Source organism: Chryseobacterium sp. PMSZPI (assembly GCF_002835665.1).
In the GTDB taxonomy this organism is placed as follows: domain Bacteria; phylum Bacteroidota; class Bacteroidia; order Flavobacteriales; family Weeksellaceae; genus Chryseobacterium.
In genome coordinates, this window is the sequence record NZ_PIZV01000077.1 from 38,678 (window position 1) to 58,408 (window position 19,731).

Annotated in this window: 19 protein-coding genes; 18 read left to right on the forward strand and 1 reads right to left on the reverse strand. The window is 35.9% G+C overall.

What is annotated here, in order from left to right; genetic code table 11:
* Positions 1-111 precede the first annotated feature (111 nt).
* A complete protein-coding gene (clpB, locus tag CW752_RS15925) occupies positions 112-2,718 on the reverse strand; it encodes an ATP-dependent chaperone ClpB (RefSeq protein WP_101240740.1) in 2,607 nt (868 codons plus the stop codon).
* Positions 2,719-3,091: 373 nt separating this feature from the next.
* On the opposite strand from clpB, the gene CW752_RS15930 reads away from it, so the two are divergent.
* The 18 genes from CW752_RS15930 to CW752_RS16015 all read left to right on the forward strand — a co-directional run bounded on the left by CW752_RS15930 (position 3,092) and on the right by CW752_RS16015 (position 19,725).
* Positions 3,092-3,667, forward strand: a complete 576-nt coding sequence (locus CW752_RS15930) for a TetR/AcrR family transcriptional regulator (RefSeq protein ID WP_101240689.1) — start codon at positions 3,092-3,094, stop codon at positions 3,665-3,667.
* A gap of 424 nt (positions 3,668-4,091) precedes the next feature.
* Positions 4,092-5,408, forward strand: a complete 1,317-nt coding sequence (locus tag CW752_RS15935; protein WP_101240690.1) for a phenylacetate--CoA ligase family protein — start codon at positions 4,092-4,094, stop codon at positions 5,406-5,408.
* Positions 5,408-6,493 (forward strand): 2Fe-2S iron-sulfur cluster-binding protein, encoded by a 1,086-nt coding sequence (locus tag CW752_RS15940; RefSeq protein WP_101240691.1) that lies wholly within the window; start codon positions 5,408-5,410, stop codon positions 6,491-6,493. The genes CW752_RS15935 and CW752_RS15940 overlap by 1 nt, the downstream gene beginning before the upstream one ends.
* 83 nt (positions 6,494-6,576) lie before the next feature.
* Positions 6,577-7,515 carry a 1,2-phenylacetyl-CoA epoxidase subunit PaaA gene (paaA, locus tag CW752_RS15945; RefSeq protein WP_101240741.1) on the forward strand — a complete coding sequence of 313 codons (939 nt, stop codon included), beginning with the start codon at positions 6,577-6,579 and terminating at the stop codon, positions 7,513-7,515.
* Positions 7,516-7,637: 122 nt separating this feature from the next.
* Positions 7,638-7,919 carry a 1,2-phenylacetyl-CoA epoxidase subunit PaaB gene (gene paaB, locus CW752_RS15950; RefSeq protein ID WP_101240692.1) on the forward strand — a complete coding sequence of 94 codons (282 nt, stop codon included), beginning with the start codon at positions 7,638-7,640 and terminating at the stop codon, positions 7,917-7,919.
* A 99-nt stretch (positions 7,920-8,018) separates the two neighbouring features.
* Entirely contained in the window at positions 8,019-8,768 is a 750-nt protein-coding gene (gene paaC, locus CW752_RS15955; protein ID WP_101240693.1) for a 1,2-phenylacetyl-CoA epoxidase subunit PaaC, read from the forward strand.
* 98 nt (positions 8,769-8,866) lie between these two features.
* Positions 8,867-9,331: a 1,2-phenylacetyl-CoA epoxidase subunit PaaD gene (gene paaD, locus CW752_RS15960; protein ID WP_101240694.1), complete on the forward strand. Its 465-nt coding sequence runs from the start codon at positions 8,867-8,869 to the stop codon at positions 9,329-9,331.
* A 142-nt stretch (positions 9,332-9,473) separates the two neighbouring features.
* Positions 9,474-10,274, forward strand: coding sequence for an enoyl-CoA hydratase/isomerase family protein (locus tag CW752_RS15965; protein ID WP_101240695.1), 801 nt, complete (start codon positions 9,474-9,476; stop codon positions 10,272-10,274).
* A gap of 36 nt (positions 10,275-10,310) precedes the next feature.
* Positions 10,311-10,562: a four helix bundle protein gene (locus tag CW752_RS15970; protein ID WP_317044738.1), complete on the forward strand. Its 252-nt coding sequence runs from the start codon at positions 10,311-10,313 to the stop codon at positions 10,560-10,562.
* 141 nt (positions 10,563-10,703) lie between these two features.
* A complete protein-coding gene (locus CW752_RS15975; RefSeq protein ID WP_101240696.1) occupies positions 10,704-11,834 on the forward strand; it encodes a 3-hydroxyacyl-CoA dehydrogenase NAD-binding domain-containing protein in 1,131 nt (376 codons plus the stop codon).
* 6 nt (positions 11,835-11,840) lie between these two features.
* Entirely contained in the window at positions 11,841-12,152 is a 312-nt protein-coding gene (locus CW752_RS15980; RefSeq protein WP_101240697.1) for a hypothetical protein, read from the forward strand.
* Positions 12,153-12,157: 5 nt separating this feature from the next.
* The gene (locus CW752_RS15985; RefSeq protein WP_101240698.1) at positions 12,158-12,571 is read left to right on the forward strand and encodes a PaaI family thioesterase; all 414 of its coding nucleotides are present in this window, start codon (positions 12,158-12,160) and stop codon (positions 12,569-12,571) included.
* Positions 12,572-12,603: 32 nt separating this feature from the next.
* Entirely contained in the window at positions 12,604-13,299 is a 696-nt protein-coding gene (locus CW752_RS15990) for a DUF6624 domain-containing protein (RefSeq protein WP_101240699.1), read from the forward strand.
* A 51-nt stretch (positions 13,300-13,350) separates the two neighbouring features.
* The gene (gene pcaF / locus CW752_RS15995) at positions 13,351-14,556 is read left to right on the forward strand and encodes a 3-oxoadipyl-CoA thiolase (RefSeq protein ID WP_101240700.1); all 1,206 of its coding nucleotides are present in this window, start codon (positions 13,351-13,353) and stop codon (positions 14,554-14,556) included.
* 97 nt (positions 14,557-14,653) lie between these two features.
* Positions 14,654-15,247 (forward strand): transferase hexapeptide repeat family protein, encoded by a 594-nt coding sequence (locus CW752_RS16000; protein ID WP_101240701.1) that lies wholly within the window; start codon positions 14,654-14,656, stop codon positions 15,245-15,247.
* 285 nt (positions 15,248-15,532) lie between these two features.
* Positions 15,533-16,360 (forward strand): alpha/beta hydrolase, encoded by an 828-nt coding sequence (locus tag CW752_RS16005; protein WP_101240702.1) that lies wholly within the window; start codon positions 15,533-15,535, stop codon positions 16,358-16,360.
* Between the two features lie 116 nt (positions 16,361-16,476).
* A complete protein-coding gene (paaZ, locus tag CW752_RS16010) occupies positions 16,477-18,972 on the forward strand; it encodes a phenylacetic acid degradation bifunctional protein PaaZ (protein ID WP_101240703.1) in 2,496 nt (831 codons plus the stop codon).
* Between the two features lie 138 nt (positions 18,973-19,110).
* Complete coding sequence (locus CW752_RS16015; RefSeq protein ID WP_101240704.1) at positions 19,111-19,725, forward strand: transposase; 615 nt, start codon at positions 19,111-19,113, stop codon at positions 19,723-19,725.
* Positions 19,726-19,731: the final 6 nt, after the last annotated feature.

Here is a 19,731-nt window from a genome sequence, read left to right on the forward strand (position 1 = left end):
TCAGATGCAGGATTCTGGAAAAGATAAAGTCTTAGTTGTTTTAAAAAATAAGTGCTATAGAGAAATCTATAGCACTCACTTACAAAAATAATGTATATGAAAAAAACTACTTTATTGTTCAGTTGGTCTGAAAACCAGACCGGTTTCTACGAAATAATCTAAGGTGATTCTGTCTCCATCGTTTACATTTCCAGCAAGAATTTCCTTAGACAGCTTATTCAATACTTCCTGTTGGATAACTCTTTTTAAAGGCCTTGCTCCGAATGCAGGATCATAGCCTTTATCCATCAGATAATCTACAGCATCCTGAGTGAATGTCATGATGATATTACGTTTTGCCAACATATCATTGAAGCCTCTCAGCTGATATTGAACAATTTTTCCAATTTCTTTTTTTCTCAAAGGCTGGAACAATACAATCTCATCAATTCTGTTCAGAAATTCCGGACGTAATGTTTGTTTTAAAAGATCGAAAACATCTTCTTTTGTTTTCTCTACAATTTCATCCAACACACTGTCAGGCTGAGCGGAGTCGAAGCCTTCAAAATTCTCCTGAATTAAGTGTGAACCTAAATTCGAAGTCATAATGATAATCGAATTTTTGAAATTCACTACACGTCCTTTGTTATCTGTTAATCGACCATCATCCAAAACTTGTAATAAAGTGTTGAAAACATCCGGATGTGCTTTTTCAATTTCATCCAAAAGAACTACGGAATATGGTCTCCTTCTTACAGCTTCTGTCAATTGACCACCTTCATCATATCCTACATATCCCGGAGGCGCACCCACTAATCTTGAAACGCTATGACGTTCCTGATATTCACTCATATCAATTCTGGTCATATTATTTTCATCGTCGAATAAGAATTCTGCCAATGCCTTAGCTAGCTCAGTTTTACCAACACCGGTTGTTCCTAAAAATAAGAATGATCCGATTGGTTTTTTATCATCACTTAACCCGGCTCTGTTTCTTCTGATAGCATCTGCAACAGCCTGGATGGCTTCATCCTGTCCTACAACTCTGTGGTGAAGTTCAGATTCGAGATTTAGTAATTTATCTCTTTCCGACTGCAATAATTTGGTAACAGGAATTCCTGTCCATTTAGCAATAACTTCAGAGATGTTTTCTGCTGTCACTTCTTCTTTGATCAACTCATTTTGGTGGTTTTGCATTTCAAGCTCCACTTTATTAAGCTCATCCTCTTTTTCACGAAGTTTTCCGTATTGGATTTCCGCTACTTTTGCATAGTCTCCTGCTCTGGATGCTCTTTCCGCCTCCAATTTCAGAGATTCAATATCTTTTTTGATCTGGGTAAGATCTTCACTTTTTTGTTTTTCTTTCAACCATTTTGCATTGATTTCATTTCTTTGTTCAGAAATTTTGGCAATGTCTTCTTTTAAATGATCAATTTTGGTTTGGTTGCCTTCTCTTGAAATCGCAGCCAGTTCAATTTCCAACTGCATCAATTTTCTGTCTAAAACGTCCAGTTCTTCCGGTTTAGAATTGATTTCCATTCTCAATTTTGCAGAAGCTTCATCAATAAGGTCAATAGCCTTGTCCGGTAAAAATCTGTCGGAAATATATCGTTGTGACATTTCCACTGCAGCAATAATCGCTTCGTCTTTGATTCTTACTTTATGGTGAGCTTCATATTTATCTTTAATACCACGAAGGATTGAGATTGCCGATTCTGTATCCGGTTCTTCCACCATAACTTTCTGGAAACGTCTTTCCAATGCTTTGTCTTTTTCAAAATACTTTTGATATTCATTCAAAGTTGTAGCACCGATAGCTCTTAATTCTCCTCTTGCCAAAGCCGGCTTCAAAATATTGGCAGCGTCCATAGCACCTTCACCACCTCCGGCTCCCACTAATGTGTGGATCTCATCGATGAATAGAATAATTTGTCCATCAGACTTAATTACCTCGTTGACTACAGACTTCAAACGTTCTTCAAACTCACCTTTGTACTTTGCCCCGGCGATCAATGCTCCCATATCCAATGAATATAAAGTCTTATCCATTAGGTTTTCCGGAACGTCACCACTGATGATTCTGTGAGCGATTCCTTCTGCGATTGCAGTTTTACCTACTCCCGGTTCTCCAATAAGGATAGGGTTATTTTTTGTTCTTCTGGAAAGAATTTGTAAAACCCTTCTGATTTCTTCATCACGTCCGATCACCGGATCCAGCTTACCTTCAGCTGCTAATTCATTAAAGTTCTTAGCATATTTATTTAAGGATTGATAAGTCTCTTCTGAGCTTGCAGAAGTTGCTTTACTTCCTTTTCTTAATTCTTTAATAGCACCCTCCAACAGTTTTTTCGTAACACCCATGTCTTTTAACATTTTGGATACTTCAGAACTTGTTTCTAAAAGTGATAACCATAAATGCTCGATCGTTACATATTCATCACCCATTTTTTTAGCGATATTGGGTGCATCCAGCAATACTTTGTTTGCCGATTGAGAAAGATAAATGTTTCCTCCCTGTACTTTGGGAAGCTTTTCTAAATTTTCACGGTTACGCTCTCTTACCAGAGTCGCATCAGCTTCAGATTTTTTTAATAAAAAAGGAGATATGTTTTCATCTACCTGGAAGATCCCTTCCAAAAGATGTTGAGGTTCGATACTTTGGTTGCCTAATTCCATAGCAACTTGTTGAGCTGCCTGAATGGCTTCTTGTGATTTTACAGTATATTGGTTTAAGTTCATATTTTCTATATTTTTGGTAATGATTCGTTCAAAGTTTAGTTTTAAAAAGAACATCAAGAAACTGAATTTTAAGGCCCAGCTTCTTAATGCCATCAATTATTTAATCATTTAATCGATGACTGTACCGCAAAAACTGTTCAATTATTAAATTTACAAAAAAATGGGACAAAATTTCCGAATTCACTATTTTTAACGTAAAATTAACTTGACAAAATTTCCGATTATTAATAATTTTCTTGAGAATAGAGGAACAAATCGTCAGCGTGGTAATACAAACCGATGAAAGTAAATCCGTACATCATCGAATTTTTTTAATGAGTATGTTAAATTTCAACTTTTTATTTTAAGAATAACTACTTTTGCATTTTTACAGATGGAACTTAAAGAAAAACAAAAGAAAATACTAGATGTAGCAGTAGAACTTTTCAAAGAAAAAGGGTACTTGGGAAGTTCAGTAAGAGATCTCGCTACAAAACTTAATATCAAGGCAGCATCCCTATATGCACATATTCGTTCAAAAGAAGAAATTTTGGAATGGATTTGCTTTGGTATTGCACAAGAGTTTTTCGATGAGCTTCAGGAAGTAAAAAATACTCATATTCCCCCCAAAGAAAAACTGAATTTGTTTTTGGATAAACATTTATCAGTTGTTCTTAAAAATCGTGATGTGACCCATATTTATTCTAATGAGTGGCGTCATCTTGAAGAGAAACTTCCGGAATTTGTAGAATTAAGGAAAAACTACCAACAGGAAGTTGAAACATTAATTTCTGAAATTTATCAAGCCGAAAACTGGGAGCTGAAATCACCCTCGTTTACCACAAGATTTATCCTCCATACCTTGAATAACTCGTATTTCTGGTTCAAAAGAAATAGTGATTCTACAGACGAAATTACCGATGAAATAAGGGAGAAAATCCTTTATGGTTTATTAGGAAATCAAAAGTAGATAACATGTTCTTTGTCATTGACTACGTCGAAATAACATTCATCGACTGGAAGGAGATAATCTTTGATTTCTGATGAAGGAAGAATCTCAATATAATTTCTCGCAGATCACACGGATCACGCAGATTTTATAGACCTGTTATCTGATATAGCTGTTCAATCAATGAGGAGAACCAATAAGCAGGGTTTTTGTCATTCTGACGAAGGAAGAATCTCATCATTTCATTTTGTCTACTCATTTATATAGATTCTATTCCCCATTTCGTTTCGCTCTGAATGACAAGTATTGTATATCGTAGGAATTAAAGACTAACTAAGGAGTGGTTTGTTATTTAGAATCATTTAAAATATGACGAAAATCATAAAAATTTTGCCAGCTTCCAAAATCTTTTTAAATTTACACCTAACAAATGTTAGTTAGTTTTATGGATTTTTCAGTTGAATATCTGGAGCTGGATCGGTTGAGACAGCTTCAATCCAACCGATTGGTGGATTTGATCGGTTATCTAGGAGAGAAGTCGGAGTTTTATAAAAGAAAATTTGATGAATTGGGGGTATCTCCACAGGATATAAGGTCGATTGAGGATATCACGAAACTTCCGATTACTTACAAACAGGATTTAAGGGATAACTATCCATTCGGGTTATTTACGGTTCCTAAAAGTGAACTTCAAAGAATTCACTGTTCAAGTGGAACAACGGGAAAACCGACGGTGGTAGGATATACTAAAGAGGATGTCGACTTATTTAGTGAAGTGGTCGCAAGATCTTTACATGCATCCGGAGCAAGAGCAGGAATGCAATTGCACAATGCATATGGCTATGGGATTTTCACAGGTGGACTAGGTCTTCATTATGGAGCCGAAAAGCTGGGAATGAGTGTTCTTCCTATTTCGGGAGGAATGACGGCGCGACAGGTGGATCTTATTGTAGATTTTAAACCGGAAGTTATTTGTTGCTCTCCATCATATGCTTTGACAATTGCTGATGAATTTGCCAACAGAGGGATTTCTGCGGATGAGATCAGTCTTAAATATGCTGTATTAGGATCAGAGCCTTGGACGGAAATTATAAGAAGTCACATAGAAGAAAGGTTGGGGGTTCATGCAACTAATATTTATGGGTTGAGTGAAATCATTGGACCGGGAGTTTCCATGGAGGATTTTGAAGAAAAAGGAGGGGCTTATATTTGGGAGGATCATTTTTATCCTGAAATTTTAGATCCGATTACCAAACAGCCTGTCCCTTTTGGAGAAGAAGGAGTACTGGTAATTACTACTTTAACCAAGAAAGCAATGCCACTTTTACGATATTGGACAAATGACATTACAAGTCTTTATTATGACAAAAATGCTAAAAGAACCATGGTGAAAATGAAGCCGATTGTTGGAAGAGCAGATGATATGCTGATTGTAAGAGGGGTAAATGTTTATCCAAGTCAGATCGAAGATGCATTTTCTTATGTAAAAGGTGTGGTTCCCAATTATTATTTAACACCGGTTGAAAAAGAGCATATGTGTGTAGCATTGGATATTGATGTAGAAATTGATGATGATTTTGTGAAGACTCAAAAGATAGAACCCAATACCGATGATTATTTTAATTTTGTCGGAAACTTTGGAAAAAATATAGAAAGCGAAATAAAAAAACGAGTAGGAATTACTACAAAGGTAAAAGTCCATGCTCAGGACAGCTTGCCAAAGTGCGAAGGTGGAAAAATTAATAGAATACTTAAAAAATAATGAATTCATTTTATAAACTTAAAACGGTTAAGGTTCAGAAAGACACTCCGGAAGCAGTAAATGTGGCGGTGGAAATTCCTGAGGAACTGAAAGATAAGTTCAGATTCAAACAAGGGCAATATCTTAATTTCCGTATGATGATCAACGGAAATGAGGAAAGACGTTCTTACTCTATCTGTAATGCCCCAAGCGAGAAAAGCAATACACTGGAAGTTTTGGTGAAATTGCTGGAGGGTGGAAGAGTCTCAGGATATTTCAACGAACATTTGCACATGGATGAAATTTTGGAAGTAATGCCGCCGATGGGAGGATTTAATACTTCGTATCACCCGACAAATGTGAAAACATATATTGGTCTGGCAGCGGGAAGCGGCATTACTCCTGTTTTATCCAATATTAAGGAAAGTCTTTATCAGGAACCTAACAGTAATGCTTATCTGTTTTATAGTAACAGAAGCATGAACCATGTTTTAAGAAAAGCAGAAATTGATAAATTGGTAGAACAGTTTAAAGGAAGATTAAAAGTTGTTTACTTGGTAAGCCGCGAAAAACATGAAGATCCGGTTTTTGAAGGAAGGATTTCTGCTGAAAAATTGGAACAATTATTTGAAAGATATACCGATATCGATATCAAAGACTCCACTTATTTTATCTGCGGGCCGGCAGAAATGATCAAGGGGATTGCTGATTATCTGAAAAAAGATAAAAAAGTTCCTGCGATTCAGGTTTTGTTTGAATATTTCACCGCTCCTGATGAAGAAAATACGGAGGAAATGAGTGAGGAATTCAAAGCGATTGCCAATATCGAAAGTATGGTGACAGTGATTATTGATGATGACGAATATTCGTTCCATCTTAATTCTAAAAAAGAGAGTATCTTAGATAAAGCATTGAAAGATCAGCTTCCGGTTCCTTTCGCGTGTAAAGGAGGAGTTTGCTGTACGTGTAAAGCACAGGTTTTAGAAGGTGAGGTTTTCATGGAAAAAAACTTTGCGCTTACCGAGGATGAAGTAGCCAAAGGCTATGTACTGACATGTCAATGTCACCCGACAACCAATGTGGTGATGCTTAATTATGATGTTTAATAGAATTTGAAAATGTGCTAATGTGTTAATTTAAAAATGAATTGATGCATTCCCAAATTTTCAAATTTTCAAATTCAAAGATTATGGATTTAGAAAAATTTGTTCAATACGTTCACGAAGAAAATAAAGTAGAACCGAAAGATATTATGCCTGATGATTACAGGAAGCTTTTGGTTCGTCAAATTTCACAGCATGCTCATTCTGAGATTGTAGGAATGCTACCGGAAGCCAACTGGATTTCCAGAGCACCTTCATTGAGAAGAAAAATGGCTCTTTTAGCTAAAGTTCAGGATGAAGCAGGGCATGGTCTATACCTTTACGCTGCTACAGAAACCTTAGGAAATGGAACGATCAGAGCAGACAGAGATGCGACTTATGATGATATGCTTTCCGGAAAGGCAAAATACTCAAGTATCTTCAATTATCCGACTTTAAGCTGGGCAGATATAGGGGCTATCGGCTGGTTGGTAGATGGTGCTGCCATTATGAACCAGGTAATGTTGATGGGGAATTCTTATGGTCCTTACTCAAGAGCGATGGTAAGAATCTGTAAAGAGGAATCTTTCCACCAAAGACAAGGCTATGAAATTTTAATGGCTCTTTGTCGTGGTACAAAACAACAGAAAGAAATGGCTCAGGCTTCATTAAATCGTTTCTGGTGGCCGGCTTTAATGATGTTCGGACCTAATGACGACAGCTCACCCAACTCTAAGATTTCTATGAATTACAGAGTAAAAAGAGAGAGTAACGATAGTCTTCGTCAGAGATTTATTGATGTGACGGTGGCTCAAGCCGAATATTTAGGACTGACGATTCCGGATAAAGATCTGAAATGGAATGAGGGAAGACAACATTATGATTTCGGAGAACTTCCTTGGGATGAATTTATGGAAATCTTAAAAGGTAATGGTCCTTGTAACAAGAAAAGATTAAATACAAAAGTAAAAGCTCAGCAGGAAAACCTTTGGGTAAAAGAGGCAGCAGCAGCTTTTGCGGAAAAACAACAAAAAGAAGTAATATAATTTGAAAATGTGGCAATTTGAAAATTTGAACATGAAATTAACATATTAACAATTCTCAAATTTTCAATTAAGGTGACCAATCAATTTTCAAATTAACCAATTTTCAAATTTTCAGATTAATTATGGCAAATTTAGATATGTGGGAAGTGTTTATTCAAACTAAACCGGGATTATCCCACAAGCACGCCGGAACAGTTCAGGCACCAACAGCAGAAATGGCATTACAAAATGCCAGAGATGTATATACCAGAAGAAAGGAAGGAACTTGTGTATGGGTTGTTCCAAGCAAATATATTGTGAGCTCAGAGGGAGTTGATCAGGATTCATTTTTCGATCCTGCCGATGACAAACTATATCGTCATCCTACTTTCTATGATATTCCAAATGATGTAAAAAATATGTAATAAGACTGGAGATAATAGACGAATAGATAAAAGACTTTATGGCCTACATATCTATTATCTATTCGTCTATTATCTATTGGTCTTCAAATCTATTAAACAATGAACCCATTATATAATTATTTATTAAAATTAGCAGATGACAGTTTCATCATGGGGCAGCGTCTGTCTGCATGGTGCGGTGAAGGTCCTTATTTAGAGGAAGATATTGCATTAACAAACATTGCTTTGGATGAACTTGGTCAGGCTAATAATTTTTACCAATATGCTTCAAGAGTGGCTGACAATGGTAAAAGTGAAGATGATATCGCATTCCTAAGATATGAACATGAGTATGTAAATGCACACTGGACAGAGCTTCCCAATGGAGACTATGCGCAGACTATTCTTAAGGTGTATGTTCTCTCTGTATATCAGAAATTAATGTATGAAGCATTATCAAATTCTGTAGATGAAGAACTTTCTGCTATTGCCCAAAAATCCTTGAAGGAAGTAAAATATCACTATACACACACTTCTTCCTGGATGAAAATTTTTGCTCAGGGAACAGAAGAAAGCCGTGAACGTTTGGTGAATGCCATCGAAAATATCTGGGAATATACAAAAGGTTTGTTTGCAAAGTCAGAAGGAGAAGATGACCTTGCTGTATTGAATATTGTTCCGAATGTTGATGAACTATACAAAGAGTTTATTACCATTACAGAGAAAGATTTCCAGAGTTTCGGATTAGAATATCCAACAAACCCTTTCATGCAGCCAAAATCAAGAACAGGATATCATACAGAATATTTCGGATATATCCTTTGTGAACTTCAGTATATGCAGAGAGCATATCCTGGATGTACCTGGTAGAACATAATGAGTTAATTTGAAAATGAGTTAATTTGAAAATGGCTTGCAACGTATTTTATTTTCAAATTTTCAATTTTTTTTAATTCTCAAATTAATAAATGAAAACCCCTTTAGAAATATTAGAATTAGTTCCCGATCCGGAAATTCCGGTAATCAACATTGTGGAGCTGGGTATTGTAAGAGATGCTAAAGTTACCAGCGAGAATTCTTGTGAAGTAACCATTACACCTACTTACTCTGCTTGTCCTGCTATGTTTACCATTGAAGAAGACATCATGAAAATCATGAAGGAAAACGGATGGGAAGCAAAAGTAGTTACCAAAATGTTTCCAATATGGACTACAGATTGGTTGACAGATGAAGCCAGAGAAAAACTTCGTGCGTACGGAATCACACCTCCTGAAAAAGGAGCAGATGAGCATCATATCGGAAAACCGAAAAAATGTCCACGTTGTGGCTCTGAGCATACCAAACAGATTAGCAGATTCGGGTCAACTTTGTGTAAAGCCTCTTATCAATGCTTAGACTGTTTAGAACCATTTGATTATTTTAAATGCCATTGATATTTAATGTAACAGTTTACCAATAAATTTATGGACTATGCAAAACATAACGATGGTATTGCTAGATTGTTAAATAGTTAGGCTGCTACATAAATTTATATTATTAAATTAGTGCATTGTTAAAATATAAATTTAAAAAACTATGTATACACAACTCGATATTGAAACACATTTTGACGGGAAGCTCAAAATCGCTTATCTTAATCAGCCTGAAACGATGAATGCCCTTACAAAACCGGCTTTATCAGACCTGAAAGACTTTGTTAAAGAATGTAGCGAAGACGATACAGTAAGATGTGTTGCCATTTCCGGGAGAGGAAGAGCTTTTTGTTCCGGTCAGAATCTGGAAGAAGCTTTTGCAGTAGGAAAAGAACACCATGATCAGGATATTATCAGAAAGATTGTGGTAGATTATTACAACCCGTTGGTAACAGAAGTTACCCGTTGCAAAAAGCCCGTTATTGCATTGGTAAATGGTCCTGCAGTGGGAGCTGGTGCTATGTTGGCATTGATCTGTGATTTCGTATTGGCCAATAATAAAGCGTATTTTTCACAGGCCTTTTCAAATATCGGTTTAATTCCGGATACAGGAGGAACCTATTTCTTACCAAAACTTTTAGGAAGACAGCTGGCCAATTATTTAGCTTTTACAGGAAAAAAATTATCGGCAGAAGAATCTAAGTCTTATGGTCTTGTTGCAGAAGTTTTCAACGAAGAAGAATTTGTTCCGAAATCAATGGAGATTCTTGAAAGAATGTCGAATATGCCAACAGCCGCTATTAAATTGACGAAAAAAGCTTTTGCTCATTCTTACACCAGTTCATTAAAAGACCAACTTGAATTAGAGGGCGATTTACAACAGGAAGCAGCGGAAACAGAAGATTTCATTGAAGGTGTGAATGCCTTTTTACAAAAAAGAAAACCTAATTATAAAGGAAAATAAATCAATTTGAGAATGAGCTAATTTGAAAATTTGAGAATGAGAAATGATAAAGAAAATAGTATTGTAAATAAGACATTTGACTTTGCATTAAACATTATAGAGTTTTCAGAAGAGCTATATAAGATTAATAGATTTTCATTAGCAAATCAGATTTTTAAATCGAGAACATCTATTGGTGCCAATGTACGAGAAGCTCAAAATGCTGAAAGTAAGGCAGATTTTATTCATAAAATAAAAATTGCTGCTAAAGAAGCAGATGAAACTGAGCGCTGGCTTTTATTGTGTTAAAAGCTCCACATTTGAATTCACCCGAAGAAAAATTGCTTTTAGACTTAAAAGAAATAGTATTAATTCTGTCTAAAGTTATTTCAACGTCAAAAATTAAATGATTTTCAAATTAACTCATTCTCAAATTTTCAAATTAAAACTATGAATATTGGAATTATCGGTGCAGGAACTATGGGAGTAGGAATTGCCCAGGTGGCTGCCACTGCAGGATGCAAAGTCGTATTATTCGATGCTAATGCTCCACAAATAGATAAAGCACTTTCAGGCTTAGAAAAAACGCTTCAAAAGCTTGCTGAAAAAGGAAAAATTTCCCAGGAAAAAGCTACAGAAATCAGAAGCAATATTGCAAAAGGTGAGACCTTACAGGATTTAAAAGATTCTGATTTAGTTATCGAAGCAATCATTGAAAATAAAGATATCAAAACCAAAGTTTTCACAGAACTTGAAAATTATGTTTCAGAAACCTGTGTTATCGGTTCCAATACATCATCTATTTCCATCACCTCTCTTGGAGCAGAGTTAAAGAAACCGGAGCGTTTCATCGGAATTCACTTTTTTAATCCGGCTCCATTGATGCCTTTAGTGGAAGTTATTCCATCCTTATTAACAGAAAAAACATTAGCAGAAAAAATATACAACCTCATGAAAACCTGGGGGAAGACTCCTGTTATTGCAAAAGACATTCCGGGATTCATTGTCAACAGAATTGCCCGCCCATACTATGGAGAAGCATTAAGAATCGTTGAAGAAAATATCGCAACACCGGAACAGGTGGATGATGCCATGAAAACATTAGGGAACTTCAAAATGGGACCTTTTGAATTAATGGATTTAATTGGGGTGGATGTCAATTTTGCCGTAACGACAACGGTTTATAAAGATTACTTCTATGATCCAAAATATAAGCCGTCATTATTGCAACAGAGAATGTCTGAAGCAAAACTTCATGGAAGGAAAACCGGAAAAGGATTTTATGATTATACCGAGGGTGTTTTAAAGCCGGAAGCTCAGAAAGATGAGGCTCTTTATCAACAAATCTTTTTAAGAATTATCTCTATGCTCATTAATGAAGCCGTGGAAGCAAAAAGGTTAGGTGTTGCCAATGATGAAGATATCGAATTGGCTATGCAAAAAGGAGTCAACTATCCAAAAGGTTTATTAAGTTGGGGAAAAGAAATTGGATACTCAAGAATATCAGAAACGTTGCAGAGTCTTTACGAGGAATATCAAGAAGAAAGATATAGACAGAGCCCTTTGCTGAGAAAATTATAAAAATTAATGAATATAGATGAATTTAGAGCTGAGTTGGAAACAAGGCTCTTCATTGAAAAACAGTATTTGATACAGGAAGCTTCTTCCATTGAGAATGATATGGAACGGCTTGAATTGTTGGGGAAATTCAATGAAAAATATAAGGAGTTGATCAAAAGATTATCCAATGAAAATGGGATTGATTTAACTGCCTCTTATCAAGTTGTAAATTCATCAGACTCTGAGAACCTTACATACGAGCAGATTATTCTGGGTAAAACAATGAGTGTTTACGATAGATTATCTGATGAATTGTATGAGGAAATAACAAACATATAGTAGAAATGAATCCAAGACAAGTAGTAGATTATATGTTCAATCAGGATTATTTTTCCCAATGGATGAATATCAAAATGATTGAGATCAAAGAAAATTATTGTTTAATAGAAATGCCCATCAAGAAGGATATGTTGAATGGGTTAAAAACAGTTCACGGAGGGGTCACATTTGCTTTTGCCGATTCAGCACTGGCATTTTCTTCAAACAATAGTGGAGATGCTGCTGTTGCTTTGAACTGTGTAATTAATTTTACCAAAGCCGGAAAAGAAGGAGACCTATTCAGAGCAGAAAGTATTTTGGTAACCGATACCCGGAAAACGGCTGTTTATGATATTAAAATAACCAATCAAAATAATGAATTGATTGCCAAATTTGTTGGAACAGTTTATAAGATCGGCAAAAAAGTAACAGAACTATAAAAACTAACCAATCATAACCAAGTTAAACAAAAATGAAAAAAATACTTTTACTGTTATTTGGGACTTTAGCACTTTTAATAAATGCTCAGAATAAACTGAACGAAGAGCTGAAAAAGGAACTTGATGAGATCATGAGTGTGGACCAGGGCTATAGAATGCTGTTTACCTCCGAAACAACTCCTGAACAAAAAGAAAAAACCTTAAAGGATTTAAATATCAATCAGGAAGAGTTTAAAAAGAAGGGATGGCAAATGGTAGCTGAGCATGATAGTATAAATCTGCATAAGATTGAAAATATTATTTCAAAATATGGTTATCCGGGAAAAACGCTTGTGGGTGAACCTACCAATAAGGCAGCCTGGTATGTGATTCAACATTCAACCAAGATTGGAAAATATCTGCCTCTCATTAAGGAAGCCGGAAAAAACAAAGAAATTCCGTTTACATTGGTGGCTATGATGGAAGATCGGTATCTGATGGATGAAAACAAAGAACAGATCTATGGAACACAGGGAAGAGGCGAAATGACAAAAGATAAAGACGGAAAACAAGTTTTTGTGAGTTTTGTATGGCCTGTAAAAGACCTTAAAAATGTGGATAAAATAAGAAAAGAAGCAGGCTTCGATTCCACCGTTGAAGAAAATGCCAAAAGAATGTTCGGAAAGGACTTCAAATATGAACCCTACACTCTAAAACAGGTTTTAGAATTAAGAAATAAAAACAAATAAATCCGGTATTGATACACTGTTACATTACCAGATTGGTATATTAAAATAATTATGAACAACGTATACATTATAGACTATGTCAGAACTCCCATCTCAAAACTGCAGGGAGGATTATCAGAAGTAAGAGCCGATGATCTGGCTGCTATTGTTATCAAAGAAGTCGTAGCAAGAAACCCTGAAGTTCCTGTGGAGGAAATTGAAGATGTTATTTTCGGATGTGCTAATCAGGCAGGTGAAGATAATAGAAATGTTGCAAGAATGGGGCTTTTATTGGCAGGGCTCCCTTACAAAATCGGAGGAGAAACAGTAAACAGGCTTTGTGCATCGGGAATGTCTGCAGTAGCTAATGCGTTTCGTTCGATAGCCGCAGGAGAAGGAGAAATTTATATTGCAGGTGGAGTAGAGCATATGACACGTTCTCCATATGTAATGTCAAAACCAAGTGCAGCTTTTGGAAGAGACAGTCAAATGTATGATACTACTTTCGGATGGCGTTTTATTAATCCGAAAATGAAGGAAATGTATGGGGTTGATGGAATGGGTGAGACTGCAGAGAATTTGGCAGACATCCACCAGATCAGCAGAGAAGATCAGGATAAATTTGCCCTTTGGTCCCAACAAAAAGCTACAAAAGCACAAGAAAGCGGAAGGCTGGCAGAAGAAATTGTAAAAGTTGAAATCCCACAAAGAAAAGGAGACCCAATTGTTTTTGAAAAAGATGAATTCATTAAGCCAACATCCTCTATGGAAGGTTTAGGAAAACTTCGTCCGGCATTCAGAAAAGAAGGAACAGTAACTGCCGGAAATGCATCTGGAATGAATGATGGAGCAGCAGCTTTAATCTTAGCCAGTGAAGAAGCTGTGAAAAAATACGGATTAAAACCAAAAGCCAAAATTTTAGGCTCATCCGTAGCAGGTGTAGAGCCGAGAATTATGGGAATCGGACCTGTAGAAGCAACTCAAAAAGTATTGAAAAGATTAAATCTTTCTTTGGATGATATGGATATTATCGAATTAAACGAAGCATTTGCAGCACAAGCTTTAGCTGTAACGAGAAGCTTAGGATTAAAAGATGATGACACAAGAATAAATCCGAACGGAGGAGCTATTGCTATTGGTCATCCACTGGGAGTTTCAGGTGCGAGAATTATTGGTTCCGCAGCAATGGAACTTCAGAAACAAGATAAAAAATATGCATTGTGTACCCTTTGTATCGGTGTCGGACAAGGCTATGCAATGGTTATTGAAAAAGTATAATCAATTTTAAAATGAGTCAATTTGATAATTTGAAAATATTTAATAAGATTATTGATTTTCAAATTGGTTCATTCTCAAATTTTCAAATTAAAAATACATGAACATCTACTCATATCATGGTATTCGTCCTATTATCAAACCTTCTGCTTATATCCATCCACAGGCAGTGATTATTGGGAATGTGGAAATTGGTGAAGAAGTATATATTGGTCCCAACGCGGTGATCCGTGGAGACTGGGGGAAAATTATCATTAAAGATGGAGCCAATGTACAGGAAAATTGTACTCTTCATGTTTTCCCCAATATAGAAACAATTTTAGAAGAATCTGCTCATATCGGACATGGAGCAATTATTCATTCCGGACATATCGGAAAAAACTGTTTGATCGGAATGAATTCTGTGGTAATGGATAAAGCTTATATAGGTGCCGAAAGTATTGTCGGAGCCTTAGCTTTTGTACCTGCCAATTTTAGATGTGAACCCAGAAAATTGATTGTAGGAAGTCCCGCAAAAATTATCCGCGATGTTTCTGATGAGATGATCCATTGGAAAACAGAAGGAACCAAATTATACCAGGAATTGGCAAGAGAAGGTAAAGAAGCTATTCTTCCTTGTGAACCATTTACAGAGTATGTTCAGCAGACTCCTACAAAGATTGTAGATTACAGTATTTGGGATGATGTGAAATAAGGATAATACACAAACCAAACCTAACAGGTTTTCGAAATCTGTTAGGTTTAAATGTGAACACTATATTTAAAAGATGATTAACACAGAAAATTTTGAATTTGAAGGTAAATCCTGAAAAAGAAAGTAAATTGAATAGAAAGGAAATCATGCAGTATTTTGATTCGGTAGAAGTTTTTAGAAATTATCATCAATCTACTATTGAGTATGACTTTTTAAATTTTGAATAATTGCTAATAATCAAACCTAACGGGTTTTTAAAACCCGTTAGGTTTAATAAAATTAAATATGATTAAAAAAATTGTGCTTGCATGCAGCATAATGTTTGCGGTGGGTTGTACGTTATCAGCACAGACCGTTACTACAAAACCGCTTACAATAGGAGAAGTGAGGACCATTAAGTCTAAAACATTAAATGAAGACAGAACGCTGAATATTTATCTGCCTCAAGGATTTGATAAAGCAAAATCATATCCGGTGATCTATCTTTTGGATGGAAGTATAAATGAAGACTTTATCCACGTTTCAGGACTAGTACAATTCTTTAATGAAATGTATTCTATGCCGGAAACCATTGTAGTGGGAATTGCCAACGTGGATAGAAAAAGAGACTTTACTTTCCATACAGATATAAAGGATCTTCAGAAAGACTATCCTACAACCGGACATTCCGATAAGTTTATTGCGTTTTTGGAAAAAGAATTAAAACCATATATAGAAAGTCAATTTAAAACGACAGACAAATATTTGTTTGGACAATCTTTAGGAGGGCTTTTAGCAACAGAAATTCTTTTGAAAAAGCCGGAGATGTTTGATAATTATTTCATCATTAGCCCGAGTTTATGGTGGGATGATGAAAGCTTATTAAAGCAAGCCGGACAGTTACTTGCCAAATCCCAGGATACTAAAAAGTTTGTTTACGTTTCAGTGGGAAAAGGTGAACACCCGGTAATGGTAAAAGATGCAGAAGATTGGTACGATGTTCTGAAAAAGGCTAATAAGAAAAATTGGACAGTGGAATATAAAATGATGGAAACGGACAATCATGCTACGATTCTTCACAGAAGTTTATATGAAGGATTGGTAAAAAAGTTTCCATATCAGGAACCAAAATAAATTATAAATGTAACAATATACCAATGTAAAAATGTAACAAGCACTGTCATGCTGAGCGAGCTCAAAGCATCTATTGGTAAACTGTTAGATTGATGCATTGTTAAATTAAATATTATATGGAAAAATTAAAAAACTATATCTACGGACAATGGGTAGAAGGTACCGGAAACGGAACTCCTTTATACAATGCCGTTACGGGAGAGCAGGTTGCTGTTTCCGATACAGAAGGGCTTAACTTTGAACAAGCTCTTGATTACGGCAGAACAGTAGGATATAAAAACCTTTCTTCAATGACGTTCTATGATCGCGGAGAAATGTTGAAAAAAGTAGCACTGTACCTACTGGAAAGAAAGAAAAAATATTACGAATTATCATATAAAACAGGAGCTACACATGTTGATTCATGGGTAGATATTGAAGGAGGTTTCGGAACCTTCTTTACCTATTCCGGATTGGCGAAAAGGATGCTTCCTAATACTCCCTTCTGGGTGGATGGGGATACTCAGAAGATTTCAGCGAATGGAACCCATTTGGGAACTCATATTTTGACACCAAGTGAAGGCGTTTCTATACAGATCAATGCCTACAACTTTCCAGTTTGGGGAATGTTGGAAAAGTTATCTACATCATTGTTGGCAGGGGTACCATCTATCGTGAAACCATCTCCTTTTGGATCGTATCTTACCAATGCAGTTTTTCAGGATATGATCGAAAGCGGAGTATTACCTGAAGGAGCTGTGCAATTAGTCTGTGGAGAACCTGGAAATATTCTGGATTACGTTCAGGATGGCGATTCCGTATTATTTACAGGATCTGCCACGACAGGAAGAAAGCTTAAATCACTTCCATCAATTGCCGGAAATGCAGTTCGTTTCAATATGGAAGCCGATTCTTTAAACTGTTCAATCCTTGGGCTGGAAGCAAAACCCGGAACACCGGAATTTGATTTATTCATCAAAGAAGTTCGTAACGAAATGACCACAAAAGCAGGTCAGAAATGTACAGCCATCAGAAGAATCATTGTTCCTGAGCATTTAATTGGTGACGTTCAGAATGCTTTATCAAAGGCTTTAGACCAAACAAAAATTGGAAACCCATTAAGCAGAGAAACCAGAATGGGATCTTTGGTAGGAAGACAGCAGTATGAGGAGGTTCTTAGGAAAGTCAATATTTTAAAATCAGAAACGGAACTTGTTTATGACGGAAAGCATGAACTGGTAGATGCAAGCTATGAAAATGGAGCATTTATGAGTCCAAAGTTATTCCTGAACGATAAACCTTTCGAAAAAAATATCTCCCATGATGTAGAAGCCTTTGGACCGGTATCCACATTAATGCCGTACAAAGATGCAGAAGAAGCAGCTGCTTTGGCAAAAAGAGGAAAAGGAAGTTTGGTGGGATCCATTATTTCTCATGACGAAAACTTTATTGCAGAAACTTCATGGAAAATGGCTTCCCAACACGGAAGAATTTTTGTTTTGAACAGAGATAATGCTAAAGAAAGTACAGGTCATGGTTCACCGCTTCCGACATTGATGCACGGAGGTCCTGGTAGAGCAGGTGGTGGAGAAGAAATGGGCGGACTGAACGGCCTTCATTTCTTCTTACAAAAAACAGCCATTCAGGGATCTCCGGATGTTTTGAAGGCTATTACTAAAATTTATCAACAAGGGGCAGAGAAAAAATTCTCAGATAAACACCCTTTCCAGAAATACTTTGAAGAAGTTGAGGTAGGAGATTCTTTAGAAACAGCAGGAAGAACCGTTACAGAAGCAGATATTGTAAACTTCTCTAATGTTTCATGGGATCATTTCTATGCACATACTGATGCTACAAGTTTAACCGGAACCATCTTCGATAAAACCGTAGCTCATGGGTATTTTATTCTTTCAGCTGCTGCAGGATTATTTGTTTCCGGTAAAAAAGGACCTGTTATTGCCAATTACGGATTAGAAGAATGTAGTTTCTTTAAACCTGTATATGCCGGTGATACCATTACCGTATATTTAACGGCAAAAGAAAAAATCAATAGAGGGGTAAAAGGAAGAAATATTCCTTCAGGAGTGGTGAAATGGTTAGTTGAAGTTGTGAATCAAAGAGATGAGGTAGTTTGTGTAGCAACGATTTTAACATTGGTAGCTAAACAATCTCCTTTTATTGATCTGAACGTGAAAAACATTCAAAAGATTCTGAGTGGAATAACAGAAAGTACACCTGCACTTTGGGGGAAAATGTCTCCACAACAAATGATTGAACATTTAGAGCAAGGAGTACTGGTAAGTTTGGGAGAGCCTGAAGCAGAGAAATGTTATACACCAGAAGAGCATCTTGAAAAATGGCAAGATTCCCTTTACAGTCACAGAGCCATGCCAAAAGAGTTTACTGCGCCGTTCCTGCCTCAGGATGGTTCACTTCCGGAATTGACTCATAAAAATTTGGAAGCTGCAAAACAATCATTCATTGAGAACTTGAAGAGATTTGTGATTTACTATAAAGAAAATCCGCAGGCGGAGCATATGAATTTTGTATTCGGAAAACTAAATAAAGAGATGTGGGAATTAATGCATAAAAAACATTTTACCCATCATTTCGAACAGTTTGGATTGATTTAATTCAAAATAAGATATAAATTTATTGTCCCTTTCATTAAATTGAAAGGGACTTTTTTTGTTAACTATTAACTCTTAACCATGTCAAGGTTCAAAACCTTGACATGGTTGACGAAGGTTTCTAAATAAAAACACACAAAGATGGTAGATATTAGAACTACTCCAATTGAGGCAGATCGTTTTTACCATATTTATAACCGTGGCATTAACGGTGAAAATATTTTTAAATCAGAACGGAATTATTTATTCTTTCTAAATAAAGTGTCTGAATTTCTTATTCCTGTATGTGATGTTTATGCATATTGTCTGATGCCCAATCATTTTCATCTTTTAGTAAGGATAAAATCTGATTCTGAATTAAGCAACATTGCTAAAGTTCAAAACCTTGTCAAGGCTATGGACGCAGGTCTTCATTCTCCACAAAATATTTTCTCAAAACAATTCTCCCGGGTTTTCAACTCTTACTCCCAAGCTTTTAATAAAGAAAATAAAAGGCATGGTGCTCTTATTGAATCTCCTTTTAAAAGAAAATTGATTTTATCGGATAAATATTTAATGAATGTGATTATTTACATTCATCAGAACCCGCAAAATCATTTCTTAATTCATGAATTCTCAAAATATAACTTTTCCTCTTATCAATCCATTTTGAGTACATCGAAGACTGTGTTGAAGAGAGATGAGGTTATTGAATTATTTGATGGTAAAGAAAATTTTATAATGTCTCATCAAAAATCAGTTGATTTTGAGTTTTAACATCCT